General features: G+C 69.1%; 13 protein-coding genes. 8 read left to right on the top strand and 5 right to left on the bottom strand.

The window, feature by feature from the left end; all coding sequences use genetic code 11:
- Positions 1–16: 16 nt before the first annotated feature.
- Positions 17–1420, bottom strand: a complete 1404-nt coding sequence (locus NJ1_RS24515; protein ID WP_067698363.1) for an NAD(P)H-quinone dehydrogenase — start codon at positions 1418–1420, stop codon at positions 17–19.
- Positions 1421–1666: 246 nt separating this feature from the next.
- Between NJ1_RS24515 and NJ1_RS24510 the strand changes: the two genes are divergently transcribed.
- On the top strand, positions 1667–2146 hold the full coding sequence (locus NJ1_RS24510) for a gamma-glutamylcyclotransferase family protein (RefSeq protein ID WP_067698361.1): 480 nt from the start codon (positions 1667–1669) through the stop codon (positions 2144–2146).
- Positions 2147–2275: 129 nt separating this feature from the next.
- On the opposite strand, the gene NJ1_RS24505 is transcribed toward NJ1_RS24510, so the two are convergent.
- From NJ1_RS24505 to NJ1_RS24495, 3 genes are all read right to left on the bottom strand, one after another.
- A complete protein-coding gene (locus NJ1_RS24505; RefSeq protein ID WP_067698493.1) occupies positions 2276–3445 on the bottom strand; it encodes a M20 family metallopeptidase in 1170 nt (389 codons plus the stop codon).
- Between the two features lie 152 nt (positions 3446–3597).
- On the bottom strand, positions 3598–4785 hold the full coding sequence (locus NJ1_RS24500; protein WP_067698492.1) for a M20 family metallopeptidase: 1188 nt from the start codon (positions 4783–4785) through the stop codon (positions 3598–3600).
- 376 nt (positions 4786–5161) lie between these two features.
- Positions 5162–5869, bottom strand: a complete 708-nt coding sequence (locus NJ1_RS24495) for an enoyl-CoA hydratase/isomerase family protein (RefSeq protein ID WP_067698359.1) — start codon at positions 5867–5869, stop codon at positions 5162–5164.
- Between the two features lie 147 nt (positions 5870–6016).
- On the opposite strand from NJ1_RS24495, the gene NJ1_RS24490 reads away from it, so the two are divergent.
- Both NJ1_RS24490 and NJ1_RS24485 read left to right on the top strand, forming a co-directional pair.
- On the top strand, positions 6017–6796 hold the full coding sequence (locus tag NJ1_RS24490) for a purine-nucleoside phosphorylase (RefSeq protein ID WP_067698491.1): 780 nt from the start codon (positions 6017–6019) through the stop codon (positions 6794–6796).
- Between the two features lie 9 nt (positions 6797–6805).
- Positions 6806–8413 carry a phospho-sugar mutase gene (locus NJ1_RS24485; RefSeq protein WP_067698358.1) on the top strand — a complete coding sequence of 536 codons (1608 nt, stop codon included), beginning with the start codon at positions 6806–6808 and terminating at the stop codon, positions 8411–8413.
- 204 nt (positions 8414–8617) lie between these two features.
- On the opposite strand, the gene upp is transcribed toward NJ1_RS24485, so the two are convergent.
- Positions 8618–9241: a uracil phosphoribosyltransferase gene (gene upp, locus NJ1_RS24480; protein WP_067698356.1), complete on the bottom strand. Its 624-nt coding sequence runs from the start codon at positions 9239–9241 to the stop codon at positions 8618–8620.
- Positions 9242–9380: 139 nt separating this feature from the next.
- On the opposite strand from upp, the gene NJ1_RS24475 reads away from it, so the two are divergent.
- From NJ1_RS24475 to NJ1_RS24455, 5 genes are all read left to right on the top strand, one after another.
- A complete protein-coding gene (locus tag NJ1_RS24475; RefSeq protein WP_067698354.1) occupies positions 9381–9713 on the top strand; it encodes a type VII secretion target in 333 nt (110 codons plus the stop codon).
- A 67-nt stretch (positions 9714–9780) separates the two neighbouring features.
- Positions 9781–11013: a C40 family peptidase gene (locus tag NJ1_RS24470; RefSeq protein ID WP_067698352.1), complete on the top strand. Its 1233-nt coding sequence runs from the start codon at positions 9781–9783 to the stop codon at positions 11011–11013.
- A 118-nt stretch (positions 11014–11131) separates the two neighbouring features.
- Entirely contained in the window at positions 11132–11473 is a 342-nt protein-coding gene (locus NJ1_RS24465) for a hypothetical protein (protein ID WP_067698350.1), read from the top strand.
- Complete coding sequence (locus NJ1_RS24460) at positions 11470–11766, top strand: YbaB/EbfC family nucleoid-associated protein (RefSeq protein WP_067698348.1); 297 nt, start codon at positions 11470–11472, stop codon at positions 11764–11766. The genes NJ1_RS24465 and NJ1_RS24460 overlap by 4 nt, the downstream gene beginning before the upstream one ends.
- 128 nt (positions 11767–11894) lie before the next feature.
- A complete protein-coding gene (locus NJ1_RS24455; RefSeq protein WP_067698346.1) occupies positions 11895–13136 on the top strand; it encodes a SatS C-terminal domain-containing protein in 1242 nt (413 codons plus the stop codon).
- Positions 13137–13246: the final 110 nt, after the last annotated feature.

Genomic DNA, 13246 nt, shown 5'->3' with positions numbered 1-13246 from the left:
CCGAATCGATTCGGGCTCAGTCCAGATCGTCGTGGCGCATCAGCTGACGCGCCGCCTCGGTGACCGATCCGGTCAGCGAGGGGTACACCGAGAAGGTCTGCGCCAGGTCGTTGACCGTCAGATTGTTCTGCACCGCAAGGGCGATCGGCTGGATCAGCTCCGAGGCGATCGGCGCGACCACGACACCGCCGATCACCACACCGGTGGCCGGACGGCAGAAGATCTTCACGAAACCCCGTCGCAGACCCAGCATCTTGGCGCGCGGGTTGGTGTTGAGCGGCAGCATGACCGTGCGGGCCGGGGTCTCGCCGTTGTCGATCGAGGTCTGGCTGACGCCGACGGTCGCGATCTCCGGACGGGTGAACACCGCCGACGCCACGGTCTTGAGGCGAATCGGCTGCACGCCCTCACCGAGCGCGTGGTACATCGCGATCCGGCCCTGCATGGCGGCCACCGAGGCCAGCGGCAGCAGGCCGGTGCAGTCGCCCGCGGCGTACACGCCGGGCGCGGTGGTCCGCGAAACCCGGTCCACGCGCAGGTATCCGCCCTTGTCGAGTTCGACGCCGATGCGCGCGAGACCCAGTCCCTGCGTGTTCGGCACCGAGCCGACGGTCATGAGGGCGTGCGAGCCGGTGACCGTGCGGCCGTCGGACAGCTTCACCACGATGCCGTCGGCGGTGCGCTCCACGGCGTCGGCGCGCGCGTGCTTGACCAGTTCCACACCGCGCTCGGCGAGCGCGTCCTCGAGCACCAGCGCGGCGTCGGCGTCCTCGCCGGGCAGCACGCGGTCCCGGCTGGACACCAGCCGCACCTTCACGCCCATTTCGGTGTAGGCGGAAACGAATTCGGCGCCGGTGACACCGGAACCGACGACCACCAGGGTCTCGGGCAGTTCCTTCAGGTCATAGAGCTGGCGCCAGTTCAGGATTCGCTCACCGTCGGGCTCGGCGCCCTCGAGCACGCGCGGGCTGGCGCCGGTGGCCAGCAGCACCACCTCGGCCTCGATGAGCCGCTGGCTGCCGTCGGCGAGCGTGGCCTTCACCAGATGGGTGGCCAGACCCGGGGCCTGGTCGATGATTTCGCCCCGCCCGGGCAGCACCTCGACGCCGGCAGTCTGCAGCTTCACCTTGATGTCGGAGGACTGCGCCTGCGCGAGCGCCTTCACGCGCGAGTTCACCTCGGCCAGGCGGACCTGCGCCTGCGAGGGATGCACGGTGATTCCGAGATCGCGGGCGCGGCGCAGATCGGTGCGCACGCCCGTGGACGCGATGAAAGTCTTCGACGGCACACAGTCCCACAGCACACACGCACCGCCGATACCGTCGCAGTCGATCAACGTGACCGGCGCCCCGTGCTGTGCGGCCACCAACGCCGCTTCGTAACCGGCGGGGCCGCCTCCGATGATCGCAATGCGGGTCATTGTCCCTCGCTTCTGCCTCGGCCCCGGGATCTCCGGTGCCGGTCTACCACGTTATCGGTTCACGTTCGTACAGGTCCGACCACGTCTGAAGACATCTTCGTCACAATTTCGGTCCGGCCACCCGGGCTGCCGCACGGGGTCCCACCTCGTCTCGGAGTCACGAACCGAGCGGTTGCTGAGCCGGTGCGAACCGCCATTGATAGGGATCCGGGATGGTTGGGCCGGATTGTTCGATAGGCTTCTACCGTGCCGATTTACGCCGCCTATGGATCCAACATGGATCCCGAGCAGATGCTCAAGCGCTGTCCGCACTCCCCTGTGTACGGAACCGGCTGGCTGGAGGGGTGGCGCCTCACCTTCGCCGGGGACGACATCGGCTGGGAGGGACCGCTCGCGACGGTGGTCGAGGAGCCGGGCTCACGCGTCTTCGTAGTGCTCTACGACGTCCCGAGTGAGGACGAGTCGAGTCTGGATCGCTGGGAGGGCTCCGACTTCGGCATCCACAAGAAGATCCGGCTTCGCGTCACCGCCAACCAGGGCACCGGATCCGATCCGGTGCTGGCCTGGCTGTACGTGCTCGATTCCTACGAGGGCGGTCTACCCTCGGCCCGCTATATCGGCGTGATCTCCGATGCCGCCGAAAAAGCAGGCGCCCCAGCCGATTACGTGCTCGCTCTGCGCACCCGCAACAGCAAGAACGTGGGGCCGGGCACCTTCGGTCCGTAGCTTCGATTCCCTGATACATCCGATACCGGGCCGCACCCTGCTGGGTGCGGCCCGGTCTGTTTCACAGAAGCCGGGAAAAGGCCGGGCCCGCACCCTGTCACAGGGTGCGGGCCCGGCCTTTCGGACGCGTCAGCGCGCGTTGAGCACGATATTCGTCATGACCCGGACACCGGCGGCCAACGCGCGCTCGTCGATGTCGAAGGTCGGCTGGTGCAGATCGAGCTGTTCACCCTGACCGGACCAGACGCCCAGGCGCGCCATCGCGCCCGGAACCTCTTCCAGGTACCAGGAGAAGTCCTCGCCGCCGCCGGACTGCTGGGTGTCCGCGAGCGCGTCCGGGCCGAGGCCGCGAATGGCCTCCTCGAACATGCGGACCGCGGTCTCGTCGTTCACGACCGGGGGCACGCCGCGCTTGTAGTTGAGCTGGTAGCGCACGCCGGTCGGGGCGAGCAGGCCCTCGACGATCTCGCGCACCATCGGCTCGAGCAGCGACCAGGTGGCGTGATCGCCGGTGCGGACGGTGCCGGTGAGCATGCCGGTCTGCGGAATCGCGTTGGGCGCCTTGCCCGCCGACACCGCGCCCCACACCATGACGGTGCTGGTGCGCGGATCGATCCGGCGGCTCAGCAGGCCCGGCAGACCGGTGATGACGGTGCCGATGGCGTACACGAGATCACTGGTGAGATGCGGGCGCGAGGTGTGGCCGCCCGGGGAGTCGAGCACGAGTTCCACCGTGTCGGCGGCCGAGGTGATCGCGCCGACGCGAATGCCGACCTGTCCGACCTCCAGGCGCGGATCGCAGTGCACCGCGAACATCCGCGACACGTCCTCCATCGCGCCCGCGGCGACCATGTCGATCGCACCGCCGGGCATGACCTCCTCGGCGGGCTGGAACACCAGCCGCACACCCACCGGCAGCTCCGGAACCTCGGCGAGCGCCATGGCCGTGCCGAGCAGGATGGCCGTGTGCGCGTCGTGCCCGCAGGCGTGCGAGACGCCCGGCACGGTGGAGGCGAACGGGAGACCCGTGTACTCCTGCATCGGCAGCGCGTCCATGTCGGCGCGCAGGCCGATGCGCGGGGTGTCCGGGCCGATGTCACAGATGATGCCGGTCGAGCCCGGTAGCTTGCGCGGCTCGAGTCCCGCCTTCACCAGCCAGGACGCCACGAACTCCGTGGTCCCGAACTCGGTGCGGGAGAGTTCCGGGTTGGCGTGGATGTGACGGCGCCACGAAATCAGATCGTCCATGTGCTCCGAAAGCCAGGAGTCGACCACTTCGTGTCCAGATGCCGGTCCCATGGCGACGCTCCCCGCGGCCTGCGTGTTCACGCACACCGCTTTCGGTCCGATACTGCGCGCTGTGCCTGTCAGAGCGCTCGCATGGCCTTCCACGGTTGCGCGAGCTGCCGTCTCCAGGCTTGATGCTCCCGCCATGGACCGGCCGGTTGTGCTCACCGAATGTCCTCCTGTCGCTGAAACTGCCGTTGTATGACGCGTTCCGACAACCTGTCCCTGTGCGACTCGTCGCCTGCGATGGTTATCGCAGTACGAGCCAAAGCCGTTGCCCCGTCCAGGACGGCGCGGTCGGCCGAGGCGTTCACAGCCGCTGCCGCGAAGGCAGGCTGGTGCGTCACCGCACCACCGGCGTCGATGCCGATCACCGGATGAATCCCCGCGATGACGTTGGTGACGTTGCCCATATCGGTGCTGCCGAGCGGCCGCTGCGCCTCGAGTTCCGGGGCAATGGGCTCACGTCCGAGTTCGCGGATCTGCTCGCGATAGGCACACAGTAGTGCGCTATCGGGAGTGAGCTCGGTATATGTCGGCGCGAGCTTCCGGATTTCATGTGTACATCCGGTCGCCAGGGCGCCTGCCTCGAAACAGGCCGATGCGCGTTGCATCAGATCGTCGAGGGTCGCGGAGTCGACTGCCCGTAGGTAATACAGCAGTTCCGCGTGTCCGGGCACGATATTGGGGGCCACGCCGCCCGAGGCGACTATACCGTGGAGTTGCTGTCCGGGAAGGAGATGTTGCCGGAGCAAACCCAAGGCAACTTGAGCGACGGTGACGGCGTCGAGGGCGTTTCGTCCGTGTTCGGGCGCGGCGCTGGCATGCGATTCGCGGCCACGGTAGACCACCGAGAGATCCGCGAGCGCGAGCGAATGCGCACCGGCGATATCGACCGGACCCGGATGCACCATGAGCGCCATCGCCAGATCGTCGAAGACGCCGCGCTCGAGCATGAGCACCTTGCCGCCGCCGCTCTCCTCGGCGGGCGTGCCGAACACCTTCACCGTGATGCCGCAGGCGTCGGCCACCGCGGCCAATCCCAGTGCGGCGCCGACGGCGGACGCGGCGATGATGTTGTGCCCGCAGGCATGTCCGATCTCCGGCAGCGCGTCGTATTCGGCGAAGACGCCGACCACCAGATCCCCACTGCCGTACTCGGCGGTGAAGGCGGTCGGCAGGTCGGCCACGCCCGAGTCGATCCGGAAACCGTGCTCGCGCAACGGTTCGATCGTCTTCGCGACGCTGCGGAATTCCTCGAAGGCGAGTTCCGGCTCGGCGTGAATGCTGTGCGACAGCGCGAGCAACTCGGCGCGGGCGGCGGCCACCGCCGCGTCGGACTTCGCGATCAGCGCCGGATCGGGCTTCGGGATCAGGGCCGTGCCGGCCGCCACGGCCGAGGCCGGGCCGCCCGGCGACACGGCAGCAGCCGGCGACGACATGGTCGAGTCGTGCCGACTGATCGGTATTCGAAGGCTCCGGTCATCGCCGTGGCGCGATGGTGGCATGGCACACAGTCTTGCACTCGCATGCTGAGGTGTCGCAGCAGGTGAGCCCGAAATCTCCTTCGACGCGCCGGTAACCAGGAAAATTTCGGGGGCGCAACCCGGGAATCACCCGGAACAAATCTATGAGACGGGTTACCGAACCCGACGAATAGGACACGCAGACAACGTGATCCCCGGCCGGAAGCCCGGCCGGGGATCACGAATCGAATGAATGTCCAGCTCAGCTGGGGCTGAAGCCCAGATTCTCCGGGGTGGTCTCGACGGCCAACCCGGCCAGCGCACGCTCGTGCAGGGCGCGCTTGATGACCTGAAGGTTCGGCTTGCGGTTGCCCTTGAGCAGGTCCGCACGCGCGACGGCCACCGACAGCAACGACTCCGCATCCGCCTTGGCGTCCACGATGCCTGCGGCGATGGCGTCGTCCGCGCCGTAGCGGCGGCCGGTGGTCATGGCCTCGACCGCGACCTGATTGATCAGGCGGTTGGTCAGCAGCGAGTTCATCGCGACGGTGAAGGGCATGCCCAGGTGCACCTCGGGCAGGCACCAGAAACCGCGGTCCGCGCGCATGACGCGGAAGTCGCAAGAGGTGGCGAGCATGGCGCCGGCGCCGAAGGCGTGGCCGTTCACCGCGGCGACGGTCGGGGTCGGGAAGGTCAGCAGGCGGGTGTAGAGCGAGTGCACCCGGTCCAGGTACCAGCAGTTCTTGTCGAAATTGCCGAACAGCCAGTCGGTGTCGAGCCCATTGCTGAAGAACTTGCCATTGCTGGTGACGACCAGCGCGGCCGGGCCCTCGGACGCCTCGACCTCGTCGAGCAGCGAGTGGACCTCGGTGATCCAGTCGGGGTGGAAACGGTTCTCGCTGTCGATGTTCTGGCCCTCGGCACCGAGGTACAGCACGAACACGTCCCCATCACGCTTCAAAAACGGCATGGATGCAGCGTAGCGGGGGCGGATCCGGTTACCTACCGACGGGTAGCCGTGGCGTTGCGACCGCCGAGAGAACCGGCAAAGGGATTGAACCGGCAGGTCGGGGCGGCCATCGCGCACGCGAGATCACCGAGTACTAGGGTGGGCGACATGCTAGCCGAGCAGGCCGCGAAGGCGATTGCCGAACGTACGGGAGCCGAGCATCACCGGGTCGCGGTGATTCTCGGATCGGGCTGGCAGGAGGCCGCCGCGGAAATCGGCGAACCGGCCGCCTCGCTGCCGATGGCCGAGGTGCCCGGGTTCGGATCGCCCACCGCGCAGGGACATCAGGGCACCATCCACTCCGTCGTGGTGAACGACGCACCCGTACTGCTGCTGATGGGACGTCAGCATCTGTACGAGGGCCATGAGCCCGCGCAGGTCGTGCACAACATCCGCACCGCCGTCGCGGCGGGCGCGCAGACCATCCTGCTGACCAATGCCGCGGGCGGAATCCGCGACGGACTGTCCGTCGGCGAACCCGTGCTGATCAGCGATCACCTCAACCTCACCGGGCGCACGCCCATCGAGGGCGCGAACTTCGTCGACCTGGTCGACACCTGGGACCCCGAATTGCGTGCGCTGGCACAGGAGATCGACCCGAGCCTGACCGAAGGCGTGTACGCGGGCCTGACCGGACCGCAGTACGAGACCCCGGCGGAAATTCGCATGCTCCGCACGATGGGCGCGGATCTCGTGGGTATGTCCACCGTGTTGGAAGCCATCGCCTGCCGCGCGGCAGGAGCCCGGGTCCTCGGAATTTCGCTGGTCACGAATCTGGCGGCCGGCGTGACCGGTGAGCATCTGTCCCATGCGGAGGTGCTCGCCGAAGGTCACGCGGCCGCACCACGATTGGGCAAACTGCTGCGCGGCGTGCTCGAACGAGTTTAGGAGGCGCGCATGTTGCGCTTCGGCACCGCCGGGCTGCGCGGTCCACTGCAGGACGGCCCGGACGGCATGAACGTGGACACCGTCGAGCGCGCGAGCGCGGGCATCGCGGCGTGGCTGCGGGATCGCTGCCTCGGCGGCGGACTGGTCATCGTCGGGCGCGACGCCCGGCACGGCTCGGCCGAATTCGCCCTGGCCACCGAGGAGGTGTTCGCCGCGGCGGGATTCTCGGTGCTGGCCCTGCACCGCCCGCTGCCCACACCGGTGGTGGCGTACGCGGTGCGCGCGCTGGGCGCGGTGGCGGGTGTGCAGATCACCGCGTCGCACAATCCCGCGACCGACAACGGCTACAAGCTCTACCTCGACGGCGGCTCGCAACTCGTGCCGCCCGCCGACGCCGAGATCGAGAAGTTCATCGAGGCGGTCTACGGAAAGATCCCTCGCTCCCCCGCCGCGAAATCCGCGCCCGGACCCGACATCGTCGGCCTCGCACCCGGAGCCACGCTCGAGGAGATGAGCAAGGAGATCGTGCGCCGCTACCTCGCGCGCGTCGGCTCTCTCCCCGATCTGATCGGCGGCGACAGCGACGCACCGGCGCGGGCGGCGGAGGCCGGTGAGCTGGGTTACGACGCGCGAAACCTGGCACTGCGCAAGGATATTCGGATCGTCCTGACCGCGATGCACGGTGTCGGTGGCGAATTGGGGGTGGCCGCGCTGCGCGCCGCCGGGTTCGACGACGTGCTGGTGGTGTCCGAGCAGTTCGCGCCGAATCCGGATTTTCCGACCGTGGCGTTCCCGAATCCGGAGGAGCCGGGGGCATCGGATCTGCTGCTCGATCTCGCCGCGCGGATGGGGGCGGACGTGGCGATCGCACTGGATCCCGATGCCGATCGCTGCGCGGTGGGGGTGCCCGGTCCGGAGGGCTGGCGCATGCTGCGGGGCGACGAAACCGGTGTGCTGCTCGGCGATTTCGTGCTGCGGACGGCTGCGGCGGATTCGCTGGTGGCGACCACCATCGTGTCCTCGCGACTGCTCGGCAAGCTGGCCTCGGCGCGCGGAGCGCGGTACGCCGAGACACTGACCGGATTCAAATGGCTGGCGCGCGCGGGTGACGGCCTGGTCTACGCCTACGAGGAAGCCATCGGGCACTGCGTCGATCCGTCCTTCGTCCGCGACAAGGACGGGATCTCGGCGGCGGTGCTCGCGGCCGAACTGGTGGCGCGGACGAAGGCCGCGGGTCGCGGCCTCGACGACGTACTCGATGATTACGCACTCGAATTCGGCCTGCACACCGGCGCGCAGGTATCGCTGCGCCTCGCCGATGCGGCGGAGGCCGCCGCGGTGGTGGAGCGGCTGCGCGACACCCCTCCCACTCGGATCGCGGGCGAAACGGTCACCTGCACCGACATGTCCCGGGTGCGCGGCGCGCTGCGCACCGACGCCCTGGTCTTCGAGGGCCCCTCGCTACGACTGGTGGTCCGCCCCTCCGGCACCGAGCCGAAACTCAAGTGCTACCTGGAGACCGTGACGCCGGTCCCGGAGCGCACCGCCCTGAAATCCGCGAAAGCCGATGCCGCACAGCGACTGTCCGAGCTCAGGAAGTTCTGCGAAGGGCTCTGAGGGCAACCGTCGGTTCTTCTGGTTCCGGGGCCGCCGGAGCAAGTGCCGGGTCGATCATGCCCTGGTCTCCCGGGGCGTGGATTCGTCCCGGACCCGGGCTGTGAATCGCGCCCGGGGCGATGGGCCGAGTCCGCAGGCGCGCGATCGATCGTCGACGGCTTCGCGAATCGGGGGCCGTGGTCCGCATCTGAGGCCAAAAGTTGTTCAGCGGGGGCCGAATTGGCGGTCGCCCGCGTCGCCGAGGCCGGGGACGATGTAGGCGTTGGAATTGAGGCCGCGGTCCACCGACGCCACCACCAGGCGCACGGGGTGGCCCGACTTCTCCAGGGCGGCAATGCCTTCCGGTGCGGCGACGACGCAGATCACGGTGATGTCGCGGGCATTGCGGGTGGCCAGCAGGTCCAGCGTGTAGACCATGGAACCGCCGGTGGCGAGCATCGGATCCAGCACGATCACCGGCGTATCGGACAGATCCTCGGGCAGCGACTCCATGTACGAGATCGGCTGATGGGTGTCCTCGTTGCGCGCCACTCCGACGAAACCGATGCGCGCGTCCGGGATCAGATTCTCCGCCGTCTCGACCATGCCCAGCCCCGCACGCAGCACCGGGACCAGCAACGGCGGGGCCGCCAGGCGCGTGCCCTCGGCCGCCGCGACCGGAGTCGCGATCGGGAATCGCACGACCGGCACCTCGCGCAGCGCCTCGTAGACCAGCAGTCCGGTGAGGTCGCGCAGAGCCGCCCGGAATGTCGGATTCGTTGTGGCGACATCCCGCATGGTGGTCAGCAAGGCAGCAGCGAGCGGATGGTCCACGATGTGAGTGCGCATGGGAAAACGATAGGTCAGCTCGCCGTTCGGAGTTTCCCGCCCGCCGCAATTTCCTCCCCGGCGGAACCCGATCGCCGTGTCCCGCGTCCAACCTCCTACAGGACGTAACCACCCAGCGACCGGCATGAAGGGGGCTTTCATGCACAGGATGTCGATCGATCCGGACGGCCTCACGGCCTATTCCACGACCACGGCCGTCATGGCCACCGACCTCACCGCGGCCACCGCCCGCGCCGCCACCGCCGCACCCGAGCTACTGACCCCCACCCTGGGCGTCGTCGCCACCGATTTCCTCGCCGCCTACACCGCCGCCCACACCACCCACCTGACCTCCCTCGGCGCCCTGAGCACAGCCTGGTCCAGCGTCTCCACCTCGACCACCGACGCGGCCGCCACCTACACCGCCACCGACGCCGCCTTCGCCACCGCGCTACGCACCGGGCTCCCGCCGGACGAGGAGCCCACCGCATGAGCACGACCGGCGGTGGTACCGGAGGTCGCAGGTCGCCGACGTATCCGAGCGAAGGGGAGGTGGGGTGATGGGTGCGGGGGTGGATGTGGAGGGGTTGGCTCGGCCGATCGTGGAGTTGGGGGCGAGCCTCGGGGTGGATCGGGGGCTCGGGGAGGCGGGGCGGGGGTTGCGGGACGCGTCGGGGGTCCTCGACGAGGTGTACGGGGTCGGGAGTACCGGGATCGATGGGGTCTACGCGGCGTGGCGGGGACGGGGCGGGGATGCGGCGATGGACGCGGCGCTGCGGGTACAGACCTCGGCGGCAACGGTTTCCGATCGGGGGCGGGCCCTGGCGGACGTGGTGGATCGGGCCGAGGCGGACACAGCGGCGGGGCGGCGCGAGATCGAGGAGATTCTGCGGTCGTTCCGGAGCGAGGTCGAGAGCCTCGAGGCGTCGGGGCCGACGCCGAGCGTGATGGCCTTGATCGTGGAGTCGGCGCTGGATCATCTGGGGCGCGCGCTACGGGTGGTCGAACGGGTGCGCACGGAACTCGCGGAGCAGACCGCGGCGCTGGCCGAGTTGAGCTCGCCGACACCGATTTCGGCTCCCGGTGCGCCCGCGGCGCTCGGCTCGGATGCCCTCGGCGGGCTCGGCTCGGATGCCCTCGGTGGACTCGGCTCGAACGGGTCCGGCGGACTCGCCTCGGGCGGTGCGGACGTGATTCCGGCGTCGGTGAGCTCCTCGGGTGGCGGCACGCCATCGTGGAGCGCGGGCTCCGGCCGCGCGATGGAGACGGGCTCGGGAACAACGAGCAACCCGCTGTCGACGATGGCCGCGACGATGCCCGCCTCGGCGGGCGGGTCCGGTGCGCGAGCCCGCGCGCATCGGACGGATGCGGCGCTCTCGACCCGGGCGTCATCGGGCGGGGTGACGCTCACGCTGCCGGACGGCAGTACCGTGGTCGCCCCGAACCAGCAGGCGGCGGATGCGGTGCGCAACGCGTTGAGCGAGCTCGGGACGCCCTATCTCTGGGGCGGCACCACACCGGGCGTCGGCCTCGACTGCAGCGGTTTGACGCAGTGGGCGTACGCGCAGGCCGGGGTCTCGCTGCCGCGTTTGGCACAGGAACAGGGCTATGGCCACCCGCAGATCGGTCCAGGGGACTTGATGCCCGGTGATCTGGCGGTGTGGGACGGGCACGTGGCCATGGTGATCGGGAACGGCCAGCTGGTGGAGGCCGGCAACCCGGTGCAGATCGGACCGATTCGAACGGAGAACAGCGGCATGGGTTTCCTCGGGTTCTACCGGCCGACAGCATGAGCGCGCCTCGGACAGCGGCCCGCGCCGCAGCGCCCGCAGGCCGCCGCCGCACCCGTGTGCCCGGCGCACCGCCGAACCCTCGCGCCGACCGGCGGGGCGCGCCTTCCCAGGAGCGGGCATGACCGGCGATCCGGTGCCGAAGGTGACCGTGGCGTCGAGCGCCAATCGAGCGGGCACGGTGATCGTGCGGGCCACCGATCAGGGACTACCGGTGGAGATCAGCTTCGAGCGCGGCGAATACCGTTACGGGGCACAGGCTCTGGCGGCGGAGATCCTGCGGCTCACCCGGCGTTCGGCGCTGGTCGCCAAATCCCGGCGCAGAGAACAGCTGGCCGAGGCGGGCATGCCGCAGGACCTGCTCGACAAGCTCGGTCTACCCACCCGCCGATCCGCCGTCCAGGAGCTCGACCGGCTGGACGACGCCGACACCGGTCCGACGAGCTGGACGAGGAACGTATGAGCGCGGAAATGGATGCCCTGGTCGAGGCGGCGAGCACCCGGCTCGAGGCCCTGGAGGCGACCCTGCACGGCCTCGCGGAGGTGCGCGGCCGCTTCACCACCGAGGACCGCTCGGTCACCGCCGAGGTCGACGGCGGCGGCGCCCTCACGGAACTGTGGCTGGCCGAGTCCGTGACCTCGCGCCCTCCCGCCGAGGTCGCGACGCTGATCCTGTGGGCGTGCGGGCAGGCCGCGGCCGAGGCCACCACCCGGCGGGCCGCGGTTCTCGCGCGCTTGAACACGTCCATGGGGTGAACCCGAACCTGCCTGCGGGCGAACGGCGCGCCCGAATCGGCCTGCCGCGCGACCGGCCGGGGCATGGCGGAAAATGTTGGGGCCGACCCGGATAGTGCCTGACGCGGCCACTAGATAGGCTTCCGGTCATGGCTTCTGGAGACATCGTCCCGATCGCGCTCGGCCTGACCAAAGGCGATCTCGTCACCCTGTGGGCACCGCGCTGGCGAGACGGCGACGATGAGTGGCAGGCATACCTCGGCCACGAGGAAGACCTGTACGGCTTCGAGTCGGTCGCGGAGCTCGCTGCTTTCATTCGGACCAATGCCGAGAACGATCTCGTGGACCACCCGGCGTGGAAGATCATCGCCGGGCTTTCGGCCGCTGAGCTGGAGCCGGAGGAGCAGTACGTCTTCGATCTGGTCGGCGTGCCCGAGCTGGCCGCCGACGATCCGGACCCGGAGATCGTGTCCGAGCTCGAGGAGACTCTCGAGATGGTCCGCAATATCGGCGACGTGTGCGAGCTCGACACCGTCACCAAGTTCTTCGGCTCGCATCCGGTGCTGGGCGCGCTGCCCGGCGGCGTGAGCGCCTTCGCGGGCACCGAGGGCGAGGAACTCTGGGACCAGATCGGCGCGGCCATCGCCAAGGACTGGGACGCGGTGCTCGATGCCATCGACTCGGTGGTGAGCATCCCCGAGGTGGACGCCGACGCGGTCGCGGTCGCCGAGGCGGAACTGCTTGCCGCCGAGGAGAACATCGTCGACGCGGAGGACGTCGCCGAGGGCGACGACGAGATCGAGACCGTCGATCTGGACGAGGACGACGAGGAGGACGAGGAGCTCTCGTTCTGGCACGAGGTCGGCATCGACCCGGTCAAGATCGTCACCTCCGAGGGCACCCTCTTCACGCTGCGCTGCTACGTGGACGACGAGCCGATCTTCCTCGGCACCGAGGGGTCGATCACGGTCTTCCCGTCCGAGCGCACCCTGGCCCGCTACCTGGCCGACGATCACGAGCACGATCTGGTGCGGGTCAGCACCTACTCCGAGGTGCAGACCGCGGCGGTGGACGGCTCGCTCGAGGTCGAGGTGGACGAGGAGAACGTCTACGTGCTGCCCGGCCTGGCCGACGACCTCGGCAGCGGCCCGAAGGCGGTGGACACCGATCAGCTCGACCTGGCGGTCGAATTGTTCACCGACGCGGCCGATTACGCCGACGACGACTCGGTCGAGTCCGCGCTCGCGGTCTCCACCCCGCTCGGCTGGTACGTCTCGTACCTGCTCAACCCCGACCCCACCCGCCTCGCCCCGAACCCCCCGTTCGCCGCCGAGGCGGAGCAGTGGAAGGCACTCGAGGTGGCCTTCGAGGCGCGCCTCACCAAAGAGTGAGCGGCGCGCCTCACCAAGGAGTGAGCGGCACGCTCACCGAGGTATGAGCGGTAACAGCTGAAGCCACGCAATGCAATTCGGGCCGCACCCTAGGGTGCGGCCCGAATTGC

Origin of the sequence: Nocardia jejuensis NBRC 103114, assembly GCF_001613145.1 — a bacterium.
Classification (GTDB): domain Bacteria; phylum Actinomycetota; class Actinomycetes; order Mycobacteriales; family Mycobacteriaceae; genus Nocardia; species Nocardia jejuensis.
This window is presented reverse-complemented; position numbering and strand designations above follow the sequence as displayed.